The sequence below is a fragment of the Streptococcus oralis genome, from assembly GCF_003942875.1.
GTDB lineage: Bacteria > Bacillota > Bacilli > Lactobacillales > Streptococcaceae > Streptococcus > Streptococcus oralis_BX.
The window spans coordinates 233,289-255,485 of sequence record NZ_RMVK01000003.1 but is presented as its reverse complement, the minus strand read 5'-3'; the positions used below and the strand labels follow the sequence as shown (position 1 = coordinate 255,485).

General features: G+C 41.5%; 22 protein-coding genes and 1 pseudogene. 1 reads left to right on the top strand and 22 read right to left on the bottom strand.

Going from position 1 to position 22,197, the window contains the following annotated elements:
• Window positions 1-97: pseudogene (locus tag D8844_RS04880) on the bottom strand (IS200/IS605 family transposase); the annotation flags it as partial.
• 199 nt (window positions 98-296) lie between these two features.
• Here D8844_RS04880 and D8844_RS10510 point away from each other — a divergent pair.
• Complete coding sequence (locus D8844_RS10510) at window positions 297-479, top strand: hypothetical protein (RefSeq protein ID WP_070568618.1); 183 nt, start codon at window positions 297-299, stop codon at window positions 477-479.
• Window positions 480-484: 5 nt separating this feature from the next.
• Here D8844_RS10510 and D8844_RS04870 read toward each other — a convergent pair whose 3' ends face one another.
• The 21 genes from D8844_RS04870 to D8844_RS04770 form a co-directional block, all read right to left on the bottom strand.
• On the bottom strand, window positions 485-1,324 hold the full coding sequence (locus D8844_RS04870; protein ID WP_125422356.1) for a thymidylate synthase: 840 nt from the start codon (window positions 1,322-1,324) through the stop codon (window positions 485-487).
• Between the two features lie 99 nt (window positions 1,325-1,423).
• Window positions 1,424-2,383: an ROK family glucokinase gene (locus D8844_RS04865; RefSeq protein WP_125422353.1), complete on the bottom strand. Its 960-nt coding sequence runs from the start codon at window positions 2,381-2,383 to the stop codon at window positions 1,424-1,426.
• 104 nt (window positions 2,384-2,487) lie between these two features.
• On the bottom strand, window positions 2,488-4,929 hold the full coding sequence (locus D8844_RS04860) for an Ltp family lipoprotein (protein WP_125422350.1): 2,442 nt from the start codon (window positions 4,927-4,929) through the stop codon (window positions 2,488-2,490).
• Window positions 4,930-5,048: 119 nt separating this feature from the next.
• On the bottom strand, window positions 5,049-6,764 hold the full coding sequence (gene pabB, locus D8844_RS04855; RefSeq protein ID WP_125422348.1) for an aminodeoxychorismate synthase component I: 1,716 nt from the start codon (window positions 6,762-6,764) through the stop codon (window positions 5,049-5,051).
• 265 nt (window positions 6,765-7,029) lie between these two features.
• Window positions 7,030-7,593 carry a TIGR01440 family protein gene (locus D8844_RS04850; protein ID WP_185757664.1) on the bottom strand — a complete coding sequence of 188 codons (564 nt, stop codon included), beginning with the start codon at window positions 7,591-7,593 and terminating at the stop codon, window positions 7,030-7,032.
• A gap of 109 nt (window positions 7,594-7,702) precedes the next feature.
• Complete coding sequence (locus tag D8844_RS04845) at window positions 7,703-9,394, bottom strand: cache domain-containing sensor histidine kinase (protein ID WP_125422342.1); 1,692 nt, start codon at window positions 9,392-9,394, stop codon at window positions 7,703-7,705.
• Window positions 9,391-10,128: a response regulator transcription factor gene (locus D8844_RS04840; protein WP_125422340.1), complete on the bottom strand. Its 738-nt coding sequence runs from the start codon at window positions 10,126-10,128 to the stop codon at window positions 9,391-9,393. The genes D8844_RS04845 and D8844_RS04840 overlap by 4 nt, the downstream gene beginning before the upstream one ends.
• Window positions 10,129-10,198: 70 nt before the next feature.
• The gene (msrB, locus tag D8844_RS04835; RefSeq protein WP_125422337.1) at window positions 10,199-11,311 is read right to left on the bottom strand and encodes a peptide-methionine (R)-S-oxide reductase MsrB; all 1,113 of its coding nucleotides are present in this window, start codon (window positions 11,309-11,311) and stop codon (window positions 10,199-10,201) included.
• 9 nt (window positions 11,312-11,320) lie between these two features.
• Window positions 11,321-11,884 (bottom strand): redoxin family protein, encoded by a 564-nt coding sequence (locus tag D8844_RS04830; protein ID WP_125422334.1) that lies wholly within the window; start codon window positions 11,882-11,884, stop codon window positions 11,321-11,323.
• 13 nt (window positions 11,885-11,897) lie between these two features.
• Window positions 11,898-12,608, bottom strand: a complete 711-nt coding sequence (gene ccdA2, locus D8844_RS04825; RefSeq protein ID WP_125422331.1) for a thiol-disulfide oxidoreductase-associated membrane protein CcdA2 — start codon at window positions 12,606-12,608, stop codon at window positions 11,898-11,900.
• Window positions 12,609-12,771: 163 nt separating this feature from the next.
• Window positions 12,772-13,323 carry a GNAT family N-acetyltransferase gene (locus D8844_RS04820; RefSeq protein ID WP_125422362.1) on the bottom strand — a complete coding sequence of 184 codons (552 nt, stop codon included), beginning with the start codon at window positions 13,321-13,323 and terminating at the stop codon, window positions 12,772-12,774.
• A gap of 296 nt (window positions 13,324-13,619) precedes the next feature.
• Window positions 13,620-14,444 (bottom strand): NAD(+) synthase, encoded by an 825-nt coding sequence (gene nadE, locus D8844_RS04815; RefSeq protein ID WP_125422328.1) that lies wholly within the window; start codon window positions 14,442-14,444, stop codon window positions 13,620-13,622.
• On the bottom strand, window positions 14,441-15,901 hold the full coding sequence (locus D8844_RS04810; protein WP_125422325.1) for a nicotinate phosphoribosyltransferase: 1,461 nt from the start codon (window positions 15,899-15,901) through the stop codon (window positions 14,441-14,443). The genes nadE and D8844_RS04810 overlap by 4 nt, the downstream gene beginning before the upstream one ends.
• 116 nt (window positions 15,902-16,017) lie before the next feature.
• On the bottom strand, window positions 16,018-16,506 hold the full coding sequence (locus tag D8844_RS04805) for a DUF6773 family protein (protein WP_000797143.1): 489 nt from the start codon (window positions 16,504-16,506) through the stop codon (window positions 16,018-16,020).
• The gene (locus D8844_RS04800) at window positions 16,496-16,705 is read right to left on the bottom strand and encodes a helix-turn-helix transcriptional regulator (protein ID WP_001107501.1); all 210 of its coding nucleotides are present in this window, start codon (window positions 16,703-16,705) and stop codon (window positions 16,496-16,498) included. The genes D8844_RS04805 and D8844_RS04800 overlap by 11 nt, the downstream gene beginning before the upstream one ends.
• A gap of 201 nt (window positions 16,706-16,906) precedes the next feature.
• On the bottom strand, window positions 16,907-17,317 hold the full coding sequence (locus D8844_RS04795) for a GNAT family N-acetyltransferase (protein ID WP_125422322.1): 411 nt from the start codon (window positions 17,315-17,317) through the stop codon (window positions 16,907-16,909).
• A gap of 100 nt (window positions 17,318-17,417) precedes the next feature.
• Complete coding sequence (locus D8844_RS04790; protein WP_042902072.1) at window positions 17,418-18,782, bottom strand: amino acid permease; 1,365 nt, start codon at window positions 18,780-18,782, stop codon at window positions 17,418-17,420.
• 76 nt (window positions 18,783-18,858) lie between these two features.
• On the bottom strand, window positions 18,859-19,341 hold the full coding sequence (gene greA, locus D8844_RS04785) for a transcription elongation factor GreA (RefSeq protein WP_000818765.1): 483 nt from the start codon (window positions 19,339-19,341) through the stop codon (window positions 18,859-18,861).
• A gap of 62 nt (window positions 19,342-19,403) precedes the next feature.
• On the bottom strand, window positions 19,404-21,149 hold the full coding sequence (gene mltG / locus D8844_RS04780) for an endolytic transglycosylase MltG (protein WP_125422319.1): 1,746 nt from the start codon (window positions 21,147-21,149) through the stop codon (window positions 19,404-19,406).
• A gap of 74 nt (window positions 21,150-21,223) precedes the next feature.
• Window positions 21,224-21,727 (bottom strand): GNAT family N-acetyltransferase, encoded by a 504-nt coding sequence (locus D8844_RS04775; protein ID WP_125422316.1) that lies wholly within the window; start codon window positions 21,725-21,727, stop codon window positions 21,224-21,226.
• A complete protein-coding gene (locus D8844_RS04770) occupies window positions 21,724-22,191 on the bottom strand; it encodes a GNAT family N-acetyltransferase (protein WP_125422314.1) in 468 nt (155 codons plus the stop codon). Before D8844_RS04770 ends, D8844_RS04775 begins: the two co-directional genes overlap by 4 nt.
• Window positions 22,192-22,197: the final 6 nt, after the last annotated feature.

The following is a 22,197-nucleotide window of genomic DNA, read 5'->3' as shown; positions in this document are numbered from 1 at the left end:
GATTATAAATGATTTTTCGTCTATACTTAGGGGTGAACACAATGTGATATTTACACATCCACTTTGTGTGTGATAAACTATGTGCCTTTTGTGCCATATTTTTCTCCTTTCGCTTTACAATTGGCTTGAACACCTTTATTGTATCGCGTTTGGAGTTTTTTTGGTATAACCTTCGTCGCGCACCCGCATAGCGGGTGGTTTATTTGTCTCGCACCTTACGGAGCGAGACGGACTAATAGTCACATAACAAAAGAAGTTGAGATTTCTCAACTTCTTTTTATTTTCTTTTATACTCAATGAAAACCAAAGAACAAACTAGGAAGCTAGCCGCAGGTTACTCAAAGCACTGCTTTGAGGTTGTAGATAAGACTGACGAAGTCAGCTCAAAACACTGTTTTGAGGTTGTGGATAGAACTGACGAAGTCAGTCACCATACCTACGGTAAGGCGAAGCTGATGTGGTTTGAAGAGATTTTCTAAGAGTATTAAATAGCCAAATCAAACTTCAGCTGCGGCTTAACCGGATCATAGTCAACCAACTCAAAGTCTTCCGCTTTGATATCAAAGAAATTGGTCCCATCTGGCACATTCAAGATCAAGTGAGGTTGGCAGTTTGACGGCTCACGACGAAGCAATTCCTGAGCTTGTTCAAACTGATTATCATAGATATGAAGGTTGTTGATAAAGTAGAAGAACTTCCCAACCTTCCAGCCAAAATGCTTGGCAATCATCATCTGAAGAGCCACATACTGCATAGCGTTAATGTGGTGAGCCACCAGCATATCATTAGAGCGCTGGGTCAAGGTCGCATCCAGATAGATTTCCCCATCTACTCGACGGACATCAAACATAGTCTGAAAGGCGCATGGAAGGAGGCCGTCTGTCTCCTCAAATGCTTGGTAATCCCAGAGTGAGATGATATTGCGACGGTTCCAGGGATTGGCTTCCAACTGCTTGAGAATCTTATTAATGATATCGTGTTTCTTAACGACCGCACCGTAGCGTTCACCAATGGTTCCCGTATCTCCCACTGCCCAGTCATTCCAATAGTGAACATTGTACTTGCTATTTAGCACTTCTAAGCTATTAGACTGATCCTGGTAGATCCAAAGTACTTCCTTGATAGCTGATTTAATCGCAATGGGACGCAAGGTTGTAATGGGGAATTCCCCCTTGGCCAAGTCATACTCCGCAAAGGCACCCGTTACGTACTTGGAATTGGCAACGGTCCCATCCTTGTACTTGGGACGAGCCTGCTCAGAAAAGACACCGTCTTTGAGGATTCGTTCAATATTCTCTTTAAAAATCGTATCTGCTTTTGTCATTTACTCTCACCTCATTTATTGTCCTAACTAGTATAGCATAAAAAAAGAAAGGAGGAAAATCACTGGCTTTAAAGTAGTGTTTTTCCCCTTTTTATTATTTTATTGCAATACAAGTGATGCTGCTCCGATAACTCCAGCGTCATTTCCTAGAGTTGCAAGAGCCAATTTAGTTGTTGTGCGTACTTGAGGGAAGGTATTTTCATCATAAACCTTTTGCACGCCTTGGAGGAGGAATTCTCCCGCAGCTGATACCCCACCACCGATAACGATTGTTGATGGGTTTAGGATTGATCCTATGTTAGCACACGCGATACCCAAGTAACGTGAGAAGTTACGGTAAACGATCAAAGCAAGGTCGTCCCCTTCTTTTGCAAGGTCAAAAACAGTTTTTGCTGTTACTTCTTCACCGTCGTCTATCAAGCGTTTCAAGGTTGCATCGCCTTCGTATTCATCTGCATAACGACGAGTCAAGTTGACAATCCCTGTTGCAGAAGCAACTGTCTCCAAACAGCCTTTTTTACCACAGGTACATGCGATTGGTTGGTCAAAGTCAACAGTGATATGACCAAGTTCTCCTGCCGCACCAGCGACACCGTGAAGCAATTTGCCTTCTGCCACGATACCGCCACCAACACCTGTACCAAGTGTCATAAAGACAACGTCTGGTTGGTTTTCACCAGCACCCATCCAGCGCTCACCAAGAGCAGCTACGTTGGCATCATTATCGATGAAGAATGGAATACCCAAGGCTTTTTCAATCTTTTCTTTAATTGGTTGAAGGGTTTTCCAGTTGAGGTTGTAGGCACCGATAACAGTTCCTTTTTCACGGTCAACCACACCAGGTGATCCCATCCCAATCCCTCGGAAATCCTTAGCTGACAATCCAAGCAAGTCCAAACGATGCTGAATAGACTCAATCATATCATCTACAATATGGCTTCCTTCGTCCAAAATGTTGGTCTTGATAGACCATTTTTCTTGGATTTCTCCTTCTTGAGTTAAAATCGCAAACTTGATAGATGTTCCACCAAGGTCAATCCCAATAATCTTTTGACTCATCGTCTTCTCCTTTTTAATTGAAAATGCTTACAGATATAGTATAACAAAATCGTCTCTTTTGTGCAAAGGTTTGCATGATAAAAGTTACATCTAATAATTAATAACTATTTATCCCCTAGTTTTTGAATGGCATAGTTTGCTTCTTCTTTGGTAAATTTGTCAATCCAAGGAGAAGTTAGCCTGTCATAAATTTCCGTTTTTGATAAATTTCTATATTTTCGATATTTTCTTGCTTGAACTAAGGCATTTTCTTTGTAATCTACGTTCAAGTGATCGATGGCATACTGCGCTGCTGAACTTGAAAAACCATGAGTAACCTGTGATGTTAACTGGTCATAGAGAGCTTTTTTTGACATATGTGAAGACGAATTATAGCTTTTTGCTGTCTTTAAAGCTGCTGTATATTGATTCCCGTCTGCTGGTTTTGGTTGCCACACACCATCGTATCCTACATAGTAACGGCCACCATCTACCCATTTGTCCCTAGCCATTTTACCATCTGATTCAACGTAGTAACGGCCACCATCTACCCATTCATTCTTGGCCATCTTTCCATCTGATTTATAATAATAGTATCCTACCCATTTATTGCGGGCAGAGCTTCCTTCAGGTGTTAAATCTAGTTTTTGAATGGCATAGTTTGCTTCTTCTTTGGTAAATTTGTCAATCCAAGGAGAAGTTAGCATCTCATAAATTTCCGTTTTTGATAAATTTCTATATTTTCGATATTTTCTTGCTTGAACTAAGGCATTTTCTTTGTAATCTACGTTCAAGTGATTGATGGCATACTGCGCTGCTGAACTTGAAAAACCATGAGTAACCTGTGATGTTAACTGGTCATAGAGAGCTTTTTTTGACATATGTGAAGACGAATTATAGCTTTTTGCTGTCTTTAAAGCTGCCGTATATTGATTCCCAGCTGCTGGTTTTGGTTGCCACACACCATCGTATCCTACATAGTAACGACCACCATCTACCCATTTGTCACTAGCCATTTTACCATCTGATTCAACATAGTAACGGCCACCATCTACCCATTCATTCTTGGCCATCTTTCCATCTGATTTGAGGTAATAAATTCCTACCCATTTGTTGCGAGCGTAGCTGCCTTCTGCTGTTAGATAATAATATGAACCATAGTTTTTATCATAAATCCAGTCACTTTTAACCTTTTTTCCATCAGAATCAACATAATAACGACCACCATCTACCCATTCATTTTTAGCTCTCTTTCCATCTGATTTGAGGTAGTAATTTCCTACCCAGCCAGACTGAACTTTAGATTGTGATTTATCCTGTTTAGGAGTTGTTTCTTTAGCTTTTTCAGCAGGTTTTTGTGCTGGTGTTTTCGGTTTCTCAGCAGGTTTTTGTGCTGGTATTTTTGGTTTCTCAGCAGGTTTTTGTGCTGGCGTTTTCGGTTTCTCAGCAGGTTTTTGTGTTGGTGTTTTTGGTTTCTCAGCAGGTTTTTGTGCTGGCGTTTTCGGTTTCTCAGCTGGTTTCGGTGCTGGTGTTTTCGGTTTCTCAGCTGGTTTTGGTGCTGGTTTCGGTGCTGGTGTTTTCGATTTCTCAGCTGGTTTTGGTGCTGGCTTTGGCGCTGGTTTTGGTTGCCACACACCATCGTCTCCTACATAATAACGACCACCATCTACCCATTCATTTTTGGCCATCTTACCATCTGATTTTAGATAGTAATTACCTACCCATTTGTTGCGAGCGTAGCTTCCTTCTGCTGTTAGATAATAATAGGATCCATAGTTTTTGTCATAAATCCACTCAGCTTTAGCCATCTTACCATCTGATTTAAGATAGTAATTGCCTACCCATGTGTTGCGAGCGTAGCTGCCTTCTACTGTTAAATAATAGTATGACCCATAGTTATTGTCATAAATCCATTCATTTTTAGCTCTCTTCCCATTTGATTTGAGATAGTAATTACCTACCCATGCGTTTCGAGCGTAGCTACCTTCTGCGGTTAGATAATAATAGGATCCATAGTTTTTATCATAAATCCATTCACTCTTAGCCATCTTTCCATCTGATTTAAGATAGTAATTGCCTACCCAAGCATTTTGGACATAGTTTCCCGAAGCATTTAGATAGAAATAAGAATTAGCTTTTTTATCAAAAATCCACTTATTAGTAACTTTAGTACCATTTTCATAGTACGATGAGCCTACCCAACCAGACTGAGCTGTAGATTTGGACTTATCCTCTTTAGGACTTGTATTTTTAGGTTTCTCAGCAGGTTTTTGAGCTGGTGTTTTCGGTTTCTCAGCTGGCTTTGGCGCTGGTTTTGGTTCTGGTTTCGGTGCTGGTGTTTTTGGTTTCTCAGCAGGATTTTGCGCTGGTGTTTTTGATTTTTCAGCTTGATTTGATGCCGAAGTTGTATTCTCTTTTACAACCTTACCATTTTTAGATGCATCCTTTTCTTGAGCAGAAACATGCTGAGCCGAAAAAGGAAAGTCTCCAGTTGTATCCGCAAATGAAATAAGTCCCAGTGTAGCAGTTGCTAAGCTGGTTACTAAAATTTTTTTTGATTTTTTCATAAAAATCTCCATTATTTTTATTGATTTATACTTATAGTATACCATATATTTAATTTTGCTTTCAAATCAAATATTAAATATTAACAAATAAATCTAAAACTTAATTGAAAAATCCATAGTTATATCACTTCCAACTCATACAAGCCTCTGACTGCATTACAGCCATAGATAGCCTCCGCCTGAGCTAGGTCTTTTAAAGTCAAGACTTTTTCATCTACCAGTCCTCTTTCCAGCAAATGCTGGCGGTAGATTCCTGGTAAAATTCCTAGACTGGTAGGCGGTGTGTAGAGTTTACCATTAATTTTTAAGACCAGATTTCCAATAGAGGTCTCAAGTAGTTCTCCTGCTGCATTATGGTAAATGATTTCCTGTTTACCTAGGCTTAAATGTGGTCTGTGAGTGGTTTTGAAGTAGGTAAATGCTTGCCGCAAATCAGCTTCTTGCAGACAAAGTTGAGCCTGACAGAAACTAGGACTAAGGGGTGTTAATACTTGACGACTGAGTTCTATCTCTCCAGACTTGCTGAGGGTAATTCGCAAACGGTAGTCTTGATTAACATTACAAACTCGGCACTCTTCCTCTATCTTTTGTCCCAGTTCTTCTGGATCAAAAGGATAGGCAAAATAACGACTCGCTTTTGTCAATCTTTCCAGATGTTGATCTTCAAACTGCAATTGTTTTTGGCTGATTTTCCCAGTTGAAATCAGTTTGAAACGTGCTTGTTTACGATAGAGTACAGCCGCCTTTTGATGAACCTCACGGTATTCAGACTCCCAAGTACTATCCCATGTAATCCCTCCGCCAACTCCATAGATGGCTTTCCCTTGATGCAGTTGGATAGTCCGAATGGCGACATTGAAAATTCGTCGCCCATTTGGAAGTAAGAGACCAATCGTTCCACAGTAAACTCCTCTAGGTTGGGGCTCCAAGTCCTTGATGATTTCCATGGTCGCAATTTTCGGAGCTCCCGTTATGGATCCACAAGGAAAGAGAGAGCGAAAAATAGCAACCAAGTCCACATCCAATCGTAACTGACTCTTGATGGTTGAAGTCATCTGCCAAACAGTTGAATACTGCTCCACTTGGCACAGACGCTCCACATGCTCACTTCCAACTTCAGAAATACGGTTCATATCATTTCGCAAGAGATCCACAATCATCATATTTTCAGAGCGATTTTTAGGATCCTGTTCTAGCCAGCTAGCCTGTTCTAAATCTTCTTGGTTAGTCACTCCCCGCTGGGTTGTTCCCTTCATTGGGCGAGTCGTTAATTCCCGGTCATTTTGCTCAAAAAAGAGCTCTGGGCTCATGGAAATCACTGCCATCTCATCGTGTTCAACATAGGCATTGTAGCCCGCCTCCTGCTCTACCACCATACGATTGTAGATGGCAAAAGGATTGGCACTTAAGTCCTGCTTGAGTTGGACAGTGTAGTTGACCTGGTAGGTGTCACCCTGACGCAAATGATGGTGAATCTGGGAAATAGCTTTTTCATAGTCTGCTTCAGACGTTACTTCCTGCCACTTTGAAGGCAGATCTACTTCCTCATAAGTCAGAGGAATAGGAGATCTTTCCACCCTATCATGAACTGTAAAATATAACAGATACTCTGCCAGTAAAGGAGCTTTATGAACTGCTAATTTCTCCTCAAATGCAGGTGCAGCCTCGTAACTGACGTAGCCCACGACATAATAACCTTGCTCTTGGTAGCTTTCCACCTGTGCCAGCAGGTCTGCCACTTCTGCTAAATCTCTCGTTTTTAACTCTTTGATAGGCTGAGTGAAGGTGTATCTCTCCCCCAAAGCCCTAAAATCAATCACTGTTTTTCTATGCATACCTTAAGTATAGCACAAAAAAGCCGACCTAGAACAGCTAAATCCAGCTTTGTTTACTGATTTCTATAACGGAAAATCTTCTCTAAGTTTCTTTTTTCTACTTTTTGGCAATTCTCCATCAGATAGTACCCCTTCTTCTTGTAAAAACTGGTCTTATTTGGAGTACTTTACACAAAAATACAACAAAAAAGAACAGAGGAAGTCATGGTATCTATACCGTTGTTTCCTCTGTCTTTTGCTTTTCTTCTGTTACTATAAAATGATTTTATGACTTTCTGATAGAATCTTGTGGATACTGCGCACGCGCACCTCCAATTAATTTTGGACGACTAGCTAGAGCCGTTACATGGGCATGCCCAATTTCTCTCAAAAGAGGGCGAATCGGAACCTGAACATGCTTGACATGCATGCCAATTGCGGTATCTCCGATATCTAATCCAGCATGGGCCTTGATAAATTCAACCTCAACTGGATCCTTCATAAACTTGAAGGCTGCCAATTGACCCGAACCTCCTGCATGAAGTGTAGGAAGGACACTGACGATTTCTAGACCAAACTGCTCTGCCAGCTGACGTTCAACAACGAGGGCTCGATTGACATGTTCACAACCTTGAACAGCTAGATGAATTCCTTTTTCCTCTAGGATATCTAGGATGGTCTTCACAATGATTTCCCCAATTTCTTGACTGGATTCCTTACCAATCTGACCACCTATCACCTCACTAGAAGAAAGGCCCAAAACAAAGATAGCTCCTTGCTTCAAATTAGACTTTTCTATTACATCTTCTACAATCTGGCTTGTTGCTCTTTGAATGTCTTTTTCCTTCATACTTGATACCTCTTTTGTCACTATCTATCATATCTTTTTTTACTGATTTTATCAAGGCCAACTAATCATTCTGAATTTTAAAAGCAAAACTCCCAGAATAGACTGGGAGCTAACTTATTTCTATTTTATTAATGTATATTTCAACCGTCGTCCCTTTTTCGGGTGCAGAATTGATCTTCATCTGGTAATTGTCTCCAAAATGAAGTTTGAGTCGTTGGTTGACATTTTGAAGGCCAACTCCTCCACGTTTGAGCTGACTTTGACTGCTATCACCAGGATTTTGGAAACCAACACCATCATCCTCAATGCGGATGACAAGCCCTATATCCTGTCTCTGAACAGAAACTTTAATATGGCCCTGACCTTCCTTCTCCTTAATACCATGGTAAAGAGCATTTTCTACAAGAGGTTGCAACACCAACTTGGGTAAGACTAGGTTACCAAAAGCAGGTTCTTCAGCAATCTCATACTCCAGCTTATCACCATAGCGTTGTTTCTGGATAAAGAGGTACTGGCGTACATGATTGATTTCATCAGAAAGAGAAATCAAATCCTTTCCTTGATTGAGCGCCAAGCGGAAATAGGTTGCCAAGGACTTGGTCACCTGAACCACTCGCTGACTATCCTGAAATTCAGCCATCCAGATGATAGTGTCCAAAGTATTATAGAGGAAATGGGGGTTAATCTGGCTCGACAGTGCTTGAAGTTCATACTGCCGGGTTGCTTCTTCCTGCCTGCGCACATCTGCCATCAACTGATCAATCTGATCCAACATAGCATTAAACTGGCGAGTCACTTCTCTCAGTTCATAGGCGCCAGCTTCCTTAGCACGCAGATTTTGTGTACCAGAAGCAATTTCCAGCATGGTTTCTCTTAGGTCCTTCAAAGGGGCAATCCAGCGTTTGAGACTGAACCACACCAAGCAGAGACAGGCAAGAAGAGATAAGGCACTAGCAGCAAGCAAGGTCCACATGAGTTGACTCCGAACCTGGTCTAACTTCTCCAACGAAGACACGCCTATAACCGTCCAATCAGTTCCTGCAATCTTTTCCTGACTGACGTAGGATTGGTGATCCAGCGTATAGCCCTGCCCCGTCTCAATGTAGGGTTTCATAGCCTCCATTTCACTCGCTGAGCTATAGACAGTACGTTTAGGATGGTAGACAAATTCATGATTTTCATTGATGATAAAGGCAAAGCCCTGCTGGCCCAACTGGAGTTGGTTGAGATAGGCTTCCAGAGTTTCGTAGGAAATATCTAATCGAAGCACACCAAGATTTGCTCCCTTTGCATCAACAAGTTCCTGAGTGACAGAAATAACCCACTGACTATCCGATTTACGAGCTGGGGTCAAAACTGGCTTAGCTCCCTGATGAATGGCCTTTTGGTACCAATCCTCAGCCATCATATCTGAGGAAGTTTTCATCTGCACACTGTCATCAGTGGAAATGACCTGACCAGACTTGGTTACCAAAACCACCGTTTTCAAGTCCTGGTCAGCCTTTAAGATGGTCAAAAACAGATCTCTGATTCCCTTGGCTTGGACTTGGTTAGGATTCTCAGCATAGGCCAACACATCCTTCTGCTGGGTCAAACTGGTAGAGGTGGTTTCTAATTTCTTGATATAAGACTGAATAAAGTGGCTAGTTTGGCTAATGGTCGTTTGGCTATTGCCCTCGATAGTAGCCTCAATAGCTGATGAACTCGATTGATAATAGAAAGTCCCAACCAGAGCTAGGAGAATGAGAAAGACCAGAAAGATGGAAATAACCATTCTGACTAAGAGAGAAGAACGCTTCATCGGTCTTCTCCCTTCTTAAACTGACGAGGTGTCACACCTGCAATCTGTTTAAAGCGTTGGGTAAAATAGTTCATATCTTCAAAACCAACCTTTTCGGCTATCTCATAAATCTTTAAATCCGTGGTCAGAAGCAAGAGCTTGGCTTGTTTGACACGCTCTCTCACCAGGTAATCCTGAAAAGGCAGCCCCAACTCTTTCTTAATCAAGGAACTCAAATAAGTCGGACTAAAGCCCAAGTCACTGGCCAAAGACTTCAAACTAAACTGACTATCAGCCAGATGAGACTGGATCTTCTGAGCAATATTTCCCTCAAACTTATCAGTCAATAAATCTTGTAACTGCTCTTCTTTTTCTTCCTTGTCTAGTTTTTGCTTAATTTTCCCCAACATTTCCTCAATATCCTGACGAGAAAAGGGTTTGAGCAGATAGTCATCGACACCGAGTTTGACAGCAGACAAGGCATAATCAAAATCATCGTAGCCCGTCAAAAATACCAGATGCACCTGAGGATAGGTTTCTCGAACCAGACTGGCCAACTGGATGCCATTTAGCTGAGGCATATTGATATCAGTTAAAATGATATCTGGCACCTGCCTTTGAATCAAGTCCCAAGCCTGTCTTCCATTTTCAGCCTGACCGATGATTTCCATATCGTAGGCTGCTACATTGACCAGCTTAGTCAAACCTTGTCTTACCAGATACTCATCTTCTACGATTAAGATTGTGTAGGTCATGCTCTGCTCCTTTACCACTTACTAGTATCAGTATAGCAAAATTCTCCACTAACTGCTTAGGAAAGACTTCTTAATCAACATAATCTAGTAAATAAGCGTAGCCTTTTTCTTCCATTTGATCTTTGGGAATAAAGCGGATAGAGAGACTATTGATACAGTAGCGCAAGCCACCCTTGTCCTGAGGCCCATCTGTAAAGACATGGCCAAGGTGAGAATCTCCAACTCGGCTTCTCACTTCCATACGCGTCATATTGTAGGACTTATCTTCCTTGTAGGTGACAACATCTGGACTAATTGGTTGGGTGAAACTAGGCCAGCCACAACCAGACTCAAACTTGTCCTTTGATGAAAAGAGAGGTTCGCCAGTTGCCACATCCACATAGATACCAGATTCAAATTTATCCCAGTAACGGTTTGAAAAAGCTCGTTCTGTTTGATTTTTCTGGGTAACGGCATACTCCTCAGGTGACAAGGTCTTTTTCAATTCCTCATCACTTGGTTTAGGATATTTGCTAGCATCAATGACGGGATAGGCAGCCTGATTAACATTGATATGACAGTAGCCATTTGGATTTTTCTTGAGGTAGTCTTGGTGATAATCCTCCGCCACCACAAAATTCTTCAAATTTTCCTTTTCAACTGCCAGAGGTTGGTCGTATTTCTTAGCCACCTCATCAAAGACTTGGTTAATCACCTCTAAATCCTTGTCATCTGTGTAATAAACGCCAGTACGGTACTGGGTCCCCACATCATTTCCTTGTTTATTTTTGCTGGTTGGATTGATAATGCGGAAGTAATGAAGCAGGATTTCTTTAAGAGAAATTTGATTAGCATCATAGGTGACATGGACAGTCTCCGCATGTCCTGTTTGGTTAATCAATTCGTACTTGGTTGTTTCCCCTCTACCATTTGCATAGCCTGAAACGGCATCTGTCACTCCGGAAACGCGTGAGAAGTATTCCTCCACTCCCCAGAAACATCCCCCAGCTAGATAAATTTCGTGCAAGTCTGCGTCTTTACTAATTTCTGTTTTTTTCACTGTTTTTCCTCCTTGGCTAACGGATGCTTTCTCAATTTGCGAGCTATCTGTCTGCCCTGCATTTCGCATTAATAGAAAATAGAAACCGGTTATGGCTAGAAGAATGACCCCTGCCAAGACAAACAATTTTACTTTATCATTCATAGCCTTTCTCTACCCCATTTCTTTCAATTCTTTTAAAATCATATCCTTATCCATAAAACCTGGTTGCGTTTTGACCAGCTTGCCTTCCTTGTCTATAAAGGCTTGAGTCGGGTAAGAACGAACACCATAACTTTCCAAGAGTTTACCTGATGGATCAATTAGAACTGGAAAATTTTTATAATCTAAGCCCTTGTACCAGTTCTTAAAGTCAGCTTCAGATTGCTCCCCCTTGTGACCAGGAGATACCACTGTCAAGACCACATAGTCATCACCAGCTTCTTTAGCGATTTCGTCCGTATCTGGAAGGCTAGCCAGACAGATGGAACACCAAGAAGCCCAGAATTTAAGATAGACTTTCTTGCCCTTGTAATCAGATAAACGATAGGTCTTACCATCTACACCTGTTAGTTCAAAATCGGCGACTTCCTGACCTTTAGTCGCAGTTTGTGAACTAACTTGTTCTGTTTTGGATTGCTCCTTCATAGTAGACTCGTCTGACATGTTTTTAGCCGAACAGGCTGCCAAACAACAGATTGAGCCTACTCCAAGGAGACATGTTTGCCATTTTTTCATTTCTTTTTCCTCTCTATTCAAATAATGTAGTCAAAATGGAAGCATTTCCCAAAAGCACCAAGATTCCCATCACGATAATGAGGAAACCACCCACTTTTTTGAGGATTCCGAGGTAAGGATGCAGTTTTCGGAAATGTTTCAAAACATAGCTGGAGGCGAGAGCTAGAACTAAAAATGGTAGCGCCAAACCCAGCGTGTAAACCAACATGAGACCAGCTCCCTGCCAAGCACCTGAGCCACCTGAAGCCGCTAAGGCCAAAACAGACCCCAGAACCGGCCCTACACATGGCGTCCAAGCAAAACTAAAGGTCAACCCCAGTAAAAATGCCTGACTATAGCCGTTACCCTTTTGCCCTTGTCTCTTTAATTGTAGCCTTCTTTCCTTGTAGAGTCCCTGCAAATGTAAGACTTCCATCTGGTGTAAGCCCAAGAGAATGATAACTGCACCTGTCACATACTGAAACCAAGAAGCATACAGCAAATTGCCTAAAAAACCAGCTCCATAACCCAGTAAGATAAAGATAAAAGAAATCCCCGCTATAAAGGCCAAAGTTCGCAATAAACTAACAAGTGAGATTGAAAATTTTCCACTAGAAGCCTGAGCATCATTCTTATCATCCAATAAGACTCCTGCATAGACTGGCAACAAGGGTAAAATACAAGGAGAAAAGAAGGAAAGAATTCCAGCAAGAAAAACACTGATAAAAAAGATTACATCATCCATATCTTTTCACCCTTCTTTTTTTTGATAAGTCTATTATAATTCCCAACTCTAAGAAAAAACAGGGACAATGATAGGGGAAAATAGGAATTTAATCAGGTTATTTAGAATTCTTGCACAAAAAAAGCCAGACAAGGTCTGACTTTGGTAGTTACAGAAAAGAAAATCACCTGTCTTCCCTACTTATCTGATAATAAATAAGGTCCGCAACGTAGTCTTTTCTCTCCACACCATTGGCAATGGTTTTTAGATAAGACATTCCCGCTTTTTCCATCACACGGCCTGAAGCTGGGTTGAGACTAGCGTAGCGAGCTCTGACTTTTTGAAAGCCTGCTTGAGTAAAACAGAAGTCTAGCACAGCTTTCAAGGCCTCTGTCATCGTACCTCGGCCCCAAAAGTTTTTCCCTAAAACATACCCAATTTCACAACTTGAATCTTCCTCGTGCATTTCAATGATGCTGATATCTCCTATCACATGCTCAGGGTTTTCTTTGAGACAAATGGCCCATTTGTAATAGTTGGGATTGGTATAGGATGCAACCCAATTTCGAATCGAGTTCCGAGTCACCTCGACATCAGGATGAGGATCCCAGGTGACATAGATTAGATTCTCAGCAGACGAAGCCCAATTTTGAAACATGGCTTCCGCATCACTCTCCACAAATCTTCTCAAGATTAATCGGTCTGTCTGTAACATTTGCGTACCGATTGCTTTCATCATGTTACCTCGCTTTCTAAGCTTAAGGCTCAAGCTAAAAAGGTCCCCCGGACCTTCCTCGCTTTCTCATTTCCAGGCTCAGGGTAAAAAGACTATACTCAGTAACAGCTAGAAAACAAGTTTTTCATCTAGTTACTTGACGCAGTCGCTGTCTGGTTTGAAATGCGCTTTACCAAGCTTTTTCAAACCTAGTCATCGTTGCGGGGGTGAGACAACGAAATCGAACTCTTCGAGTTACCAAATCTGCCTCGTTCTCCCGTTTCTAGACTCGGGCTAAAAAGGTCCCCCGGACCTTTTTACTCCCAAAAGTCATCAAATACGGTGATTGGTAGGTGGCGTTTGTGTTGGCCTTTGTGCCACCAGTTTTCAATAGTCGCTTGGGCTTCTGGACTGATGGTTTTGCCTTCAAGGTAGTCATCAATTTCATTGTAAGTGACTCCCAAGGCTACTTCATCTGCAATACCTGGTTTTTCTTCTTCCAAATCTGCTGTCGGGATTTTTTCATAAAGGGCTGGATCTGCGCCAAGCTCTTTCAAGAGTTGTTTTCCTTGGCGTTTATTGAGGCGGTAAAGAGGGAGAATGTCTGCACCACCATCACCAAACTTAGTAAAGAAACCTGTGATATTTTCCGCAGCATGATCTGTTCCAATGACCGCTCCGCTATGGGCACCCGCAAGGGCATATTGAGCAATCATACGACTACGAGCCTTGATATTTCCCTTGTTAAAGTCTGAAACAGGACTTCCTATCGCTGCAACTGCTGCTGTCATGGCATCAGCTGATTCCTTGATATTCACAACCAAGCTGACATCTGGCTGGATGAAAGCAAGAGCTTTTTGAGCATCTGCTTCATCAGCTTGCACGCCGTATGGCAGGCGGACAGCAATAAATTGGTAGCTGTCATCTCCTGTCTCTGCTCGCATTTCTTCCATAGCTAATTGCGCCAAGCGCCCTGCCAAGGTTGAATCCTGACCCCCAGAAATCCCTAGTACAAAGGTTTTAAGGAAGGGATGTTTTTTCAAGTATCTTTTTAAGAAGTCAATCGAACGACGAATTTCTTCCTGGGCGTCAATCACTGGCTTGACACCCAGTTGCTGGATAATGGTCTCTTGCAAACTCATTCTTCTTCTCCTTCGCCAAGGGCTTCCTTGCGCATCTTGTCAATCAAGTCCATCTTATCTTGCCAGATATCACGCGCCAAGTCTACCGGGTAATGTTGCGGATTGAGTACCCGTTTATACTCATCCCAAAGCTTGTCAAATTCTTTGCGAGCATAGGACTGAATCTCAGTCAAACTAGGCAAGCTGTAAACTAATGTTCCTTCTTTGAAGATGTCCACCAAGAGAGGAACAGCATCAAAATTACGAACGGTCTTCTTGATGTAAGTATATGTCGGATGGAACATTTTGATTTCTGTCATGCTGGCAACATCCACACCGTCATAGGTGATGTAGTCACCTTCTGACTTACCTTTTTCACGACTAGTAATACGCCATACTTGCTTCTTACCTGGGGTCGATACTTTTTCAGCATTGCTTGAAAGCTTGATGGTATTGCGCATCTTACCAGTTTCATCTTCGATAGCTACAATCTTATATACTGCTCCAAGAGCTGGCTGGTCATAGGCTGTAATCAGCTTGGTACCCACCCCCCAAACGTCAATCTTAGCGTGTTGCATTTTGAGGTTAAGGATGGTATTTTCATCTAGGTCATTGGAAGCGTAAATTTTGGCATCTGGGTATCCAGCCTCATCCAGTTGCTGACGGACTTTCTTGGAAATGTAGGCAATATCCCCAGAGTCGATACGAACACCCTTAAAGTTAATCTTGTCTCCCAACTCACGCGCTACCTGAATGGCAGCTGGCACACCGATACGCAACGTATCATAAGTATCTACTAGAAAGACACAGTCACGATGGGTTGACGCATAAGCCTTGAAGGCTTCATAGTCGTTTCCATAAACCTGTACCAAGGCATGCGCATGAGTACCCAAGACAGGAATACCAAAGAGCTTCCCTGCTCGCACATTGCTAGTTCCGTTAGCTCCACCAATCACGGCTGCGCGTGTTCCCCAGATAGCTGCATCCATTTCTTGCGCACGACGTGTCCCGAATTCCATCAAGGGTTCATCTTCAATGACTGAACGAATACGTGCTGCCTTGGTCGCTATCAAGGTTTGAAAGTTAACGATGTTTAAGAGAGCCGTTTCGACCAATTGACATTGGGCTAGAGGTCCTTCAACCTGCACAATCGGCTCATTAGCAAAAACCAAGTCCCCTTCCTGAGCAGAACGAACCGTTAGTTCTAACTTGAGATTTCGTAGGTAGTCCAAGAATTCTCCATGATACCCAAGCGTCTCCAAGTAGGCAATATCGCTATCTGAAAAGCGTAAGTCTTCAAGATAATGTACAATTCTTTCCAAACCAGCGAAAACTGCATAGCCGTTATTAAATGGTTGCTGGCGGAAGTAAACCTCAAAAACCGCCTTCTTATTGTGAATTCCTTGGTCAAAGTAAACTTGCATCATATTGATCTGGTACAAGTCCGTGTGCAATGTCAAACTATCATCTGGATACATCTGTTTTCCTTCTTCCTACTTTACAAAGGTATGAACGTATTCTACCACTTTCACACCATCCGATAAATTAGTACTATTATAACACATTTTACTGAGATTGATAAAAAGCTAACAAGCTATTCTCCATTCTCAAGTTCATCCATATCTTGCTCAAACTTTTTTTGAGCCCATTCGCCATAACTTTTAAGCCCAAGATTGCCGATAAAAACCCAAGGAAGGTAAATCAGATAAGTAATAACCCAAGCAGACAAATATTTAACGTTCAGAGGATTGTGCTGATAAATTTCGATATTGAATTGATAATTCTGCAACATCAAAAGAGTCGTAATAGCGAGAGTTACCAGCAAACACCCTCCAATCGTAAAATGAAAACGACTATAGTAGGTCACTCCAAGTTGTCGTGCACGATTGAAAAAGAAGAAAATTCCTAAAAGAAGAGTAACCAGAAGAATATCAGGATTAAAAAGAGCAGGTGCTAATACAGCCACCAAATAACTTAGCAGAATGAGCCCGATAAACATATAAAAAGTCTCTGTCCCAGCTTTGTTAAACAGTTGTTCTTCTCTTTCGTCTAGTAATTGATAATAAAAAAATCTATTTTTCATCTTCTTCCTCCCAAAATAATTGATCTAAAGTTTTGCCTAAGCATCTGCAAATGGACTGGCAAAGGGAGAGACTAGGATTGTATTTCCCTGCTTCTATCAAGCCTATAGTCTGCCTAGTAACACCCACAGCTTCTGCCAAATCACCCTGTGTCATATCAAGCTCCACACGAGCTAGCTTTAACTTTAAATTTTTAGCCACTTGTTTCCTCCTTTTAATTTTTAAAAAGTTGCGCTCCTTTTCTCAAATACATTATACCATATATCTAACTTAATGCAATATATAAATGTCATTTTGTAAGATTTTATTAACAAAAAACTCTCTACCATCTTACATGATAAAGAGTATTCGTTCTTTTTTTGATACTTAGCTAAGTTCCTCTTCAAAGGAAAGAAGTCTAGATCACAAATCCTTTTGGTAATAGTATCTTTGTCCTGTGTAGGGATAGTCTTGCAAGGCAAAGACTTCCTTGTAGCCATGACTTAGATAAAAATCTGGCGCTTGAAACTGGTAGGTATTGACAAAAGCAAAACGACAATTTCGATTCTTGGCTTCATTTTCCGCTTGCTCCAATAGTTTTGAACCAATTCCTTGTCCCCGTAATTCCTCTCTCACAAACAAATACTCGATTTCCAACCAATTTCCGAAAGTCTCTGCTACTAAGCCCGCCATGAGATTGCCCTTTTCGTCTTCGAGATAAATATTCAGTGGCTCGCTTTCAGCCTCTTCCCTTTTAGAACGATTATAAGCACGAATCAAATTCCCTATTTCTTGCGCTTTATGCGATTCCTTATTTTCCAATCTAACGTGCATCCAAACCTCCTAATAAACTACTACAGCTTGATTATAGTCTTATTTCGATGGACTGTCAAACTAGAAAAAACTCACCAAACAGAGTTGATGAGTTCATGATTTATTTTCTAAATTTCCACTGACTATAAATCCCAAAAACAAGGATCCAGATAGCAGAACCAACTGCCCCCATGAAGGTAGACTCTTGCAAAAAGAGAGTCACAAAAACAAAGACAAAAAAGAGAATGGTTAGGGGATTAAGCAAGCGATACTGAGGCATGAGGTAGCCATCCGCCATGAAATCTTGTGACTTGCGGTATTTTAGATGAGCCACCATAATCAAGATATAAATCGCGATGTAAACACCTGATGAGGATGCTGTTATCAAAGCAAAGGCATCTGAAACACCTGGTAGCACGTTGATAAAGGCAGCCAGAGCAATCAAGATCGCTGAGGCGATGATGGCATTTTGAGGTACATTGTGGCGAGAAAGGGTATCGACCTTGATGGCCTTTAAGAAACGATTGGGCGAATCATGGGCAATCTGATATAAGTGTCTCCCTGTTGAGTAGAGAGTTGAGTTAAGAGCAGACGCTGCTGAGGTCAAGACAACAAAGTTGATTAGAGCCGCTGCCCACTTGATCCCCGCCAGTTCAAAGACCGTTACAAATGGAGAATCTGAAGAATTAAGATAAGACCAAGGAATAATGGCCATAATCGCAATGAGAGCTCCCCCGTAGAAGAAGATAATTCTGAGAGGAATTTCCTTAACAGCTTTGGGCAAGACCTGACGAGGGTTCTTTGTTTCAGAAGTTGTCACCCCGATAAACTCAATCATCAGATAGGCAAAAAATACCATTTGAAAGGCCATGACAAAGTTCATAACTCCGTTTGGAAAAAGAGAGAACTGGTCGCTGATATTTGCCAAACTTGCAACACCATGCGGTGTCTTAAAGCCTGTCAAAACCATAAAGACCCCAGTGGCAATCATGGCTAAAATCGCCACAATCTTGACCATAGCAAACCAAAACTCGACTTCTCCAAAGAGCTTAACCGCAATCAGGTTGACCAAAGCCAAAATCGTTAAAAAGACAAGCTGAATCAGCCAGCTAGGCCAGGTAGGGAACCAGAAGCGGACATAGTCTGAGATGGCAGTGATTTCTGCCATACCGATAAAGACAACTGACAGCCAATAAGACCAAACTGAGAAATATCCCCAGCCTTTACCCAAATGACGGGTGATAAAGTTGATAAAGGTATGCTGTTCGGGATCCTGATACAGCATCTCCCCAACAGCCCTCATCATCAAAAACATAAAGGCACCTGTAATCATGTAAATCAGGATGATAGAAGGTCCTGTAAGGCTGATAGAGCGACCAGCACCTAGGAAAAGTCCAGTTCCGATTGTTCCTGCAATGGCCATCACCTGAACATGGCGATTGGTTAAACCACGCTCCATTTTGTTTTTCTTCTTATTTTCACTCATATTGTCTCCTATTTATCCAAAAAACCAAAAAGGAGTTGAGCAAGGCAAAACCTTCACTACTCCTTTTTCATCCTATTTAGGCTGTTTTCTCAACCTTTAAGATTTTGACATCATAGCTACCAACTGGTGTTTCAATCGTTGCAGTATCGCCAGTCTTCTTGCCAATCAAAGCACGGCCAATCGGACTTTCATTTGATACTTTACCAGCAAAAGCATCTGCACCTGCAGAACCGACGATGATGTAAACCTCTTCTTCGTCTTCACCAACTTCTTGGATTGTTACTGTTTTACCGATTGCTACCTCATCTTGGGCAACTGCATCGCTATTAACAATTTCAGCATAGCGAATCTTTGTTTCTAGACTTGAAATTTGACCTTCAACAAAAGCTTGTTCATCTTTCGCTGCTTCATACTCACTATTTTCTGAAAGGTCTCCATAGGAACGAGCAATCTTGATACGCTCTACGACTTCGGGACGACGGACGAGTTTCAACTCCTCTAATTCTTTTTCTAGTTTTTCCTTTTCTTCAAGGGTCATTGGGTAAGTTTTTTCTGCCATTTTTTTAACTTTCTTTTCTATTTACTTTTTTAAAACAAAATTATGTGGAAAACCACATAATTTTAGTTTGAACTACTTGCTTGAGGTAACTTGCTATTGATATGCTCTGCAACGTTTTGATCATGTTCTTCTTTTGTTGTTGCAAAGTATACTTTACCGTCTTCAACATTGGCTACAAAGTACAAGTACTCACTCTTTGTCTGGTTTACACTTGCTTCAATCGCATCCGAACTTGGGCTATCAACCGGTCCAGGCATGAGACCAAGGTGTGTGTAAACATTGTATGGTGAATCAATCGTTGTATCAATTCCAGCGTCATCTGCTAAACTAATCTTTTGACCAAGTTTTCCTTGAGCATATAGGATAGCGATATTGCTTTGAAGTGGCATACCGACATTCAAGCGGTTATAGAAGACACCTGCGATCTTCTTGCGGTCTTCGGTCTTAGCACCTTCTTTTTCGACAAGAGAAGCAATGCTGAGCAATTCATTAACTGTCAGATTCTTTTCTTTGATCGTAGCGTAATATGGTGACATAGCCTTATCCATAGCAGCCACCATCTCATCAATCAAACTTTCAACAGTTGTACTGTCTTTGATCGTATAGGTTGCTGGGAAAAGGTAGCCTTCAAGACGATAACGAACGCCACTGTCTTTTGTTGGAAGACTTCCAAGTAGGTTTGGATACTTGGCTACTAATTGTGAGATAAAGGTCTCATCTTGAGCTTTTACCAAGAAAGCATCCGCAGTAAGAGGTTCTTTAAATTCACCTTGAAGTTGTCCTACTGTTTGAGCGATTTGCTCTAATGTATAGCCTTCTGGAATTGTCAAGTTTGCAAGAACAGGTGCCTGAGCTTCAGGAGTCCCACCTTTTTGCAATTCTTGAATCAACTCATCCGTACTCATACTCTTCTTCAAGTTGTAATAACCTGACTTCAAGTTAGCATGGCTATAGTATTTAGCATAAAGGCTAAAGATCAGTCCATGTTTAACCAAACCAGATTTTTCCAAGGTGCTTCCAATTTCTTGAACGTTTGCTCCGTCTGGGATTTGAATCGTTACGTAATCCTTAGAGCTCGAATCAACAGGTTTCAAAGAATCTTGCACATAACCATAACCAAAATAACCACCAACTGCAACGAGTACTAGGAGAACTAGAACTGTTACTAGGCAACCTTTGGCTTTTGATTTTTTCTTAGTTGATGTTGCACCTTGACGACGACTACGACGTGGAGCATCAGCTAATCCACTGCTAGATTCTGTAGAAACAGGCTCAACTCTTTCAGGCATTCCTGGGGTAATTTCCTCTTTCTTGTCTTCTGTTTTATAGGTTACGGCAACCTTAGTCGGAGTGTCGTTAAATTCTTTTTCTTCGGGTTTAAGCTCAACTGGTTCTACCTTAGGTTGAACAGGTTCCACTACAGGTTCTTCAGCCAGATGAATCGGCTCTACCAGAGGTTCTTCAGATTCTACAACTTCAATCTTGTCAATGATTGGCTGTCTAATCTCTTTCTCTTCTTGTCCATCAGTTTCATCAGTTCTAGCACTTGAAAGTGGAGGAACACTTGGTGCATTTTTTAGGATTTTATCGACAACAGATAGGGAATCAGCCATCAACTCTTCTGTTGATGTTTCTGTTTCACGATTTGAAGGAGTTGCTGAACTAGCTTGAGATGATGAAGCCGTCAGATTTGGAATCTCTACTTCTTTCTCTCTTCTATCTTGTTCTTTTACTCTTTCTAAATCACGTAGAATCTGCTCTTTAAAGCTTAATTTTTCTTCTTCTCTTGATTTTTCAGTCAAAAGCATTACCTCCTTGTTGACAATCCATAATATTATATCTTAAAAGTCGCAGAAAAGCAACCAACTAGGGCATTCCCTAGCTAGTTTTCTTTATTTTCTGGCTGCCAAACCATATCATACCATGTTTCCCCAGCAAAGTTTGACTGGGATATTCCTTCATTAACAAAGCCGTGCTTTTCGTAATAGGAGATAAGGTAATCATGACACGTCAGGTTAATGCCCTCTCGTTCATGTTCTAAAGCGACTTCTTTCAGAGCCCTTAATAGTCTTTTCCCCACTCCCAAAGCTTGTGCTTCCTTGGCAATAGATAGGCAAGTCACAGAAATATAACCTCCAGGTTGATGACTATAGTCTTTTATTTTTTCTGTAAAGGACTGATCATGTAGATGGCGGTGCGGAACGACTGGACCTTCGATATAACCAAGAATACGCCCCTCTTTTTCAGCTACCAGAAAACTGGTATGAATTTCCTGCAAATGCGCCTCAAAGACCGAACGAGGAATGGCTTCTTCAAGGGAAAAATTCTCCAGCTCTATCTCTATAATTCGATCCAAATCCGAAAATCTTGCTTGTCTGATTTTCATATTTCCTCCTGATAAAAAGGATTTGCCCAAATCAGATACCATTCAGAACCACTGCCATAATGACTCTCGGTCACTTCTTCTTCAACAAAGCCATTCATTTCAAAATATGATAGTAGTTCATCAGGACTCTGCAAAAGAATACCTTGATAATCTAGTTCGACTGTCACCTGTTTCAAGGCTGCAAGAAGAAGAGTTCCCAGCCCCTGTCCCCAATGGTCAGGATGAATGGTCAAGGATTTTATTTCTATCCATTTGGGATGAATAGACTCAGCTTCTCCTAAAATATAGCCCACGAGCTGATTTTCATCCCCAGCTACAAGAAAGGTACCCGCAGTCTTGCGGATACTCTCTTCTAAGGATTGGCGGCTAAATGCCTCTTCTAACGAAGGATTGGCTTCTTTAATCGCCAACATTTCTTCTAAATCTGATAGGGTAGCTTGCCTTATTGTGATTGGAATTTCCATCTGTTT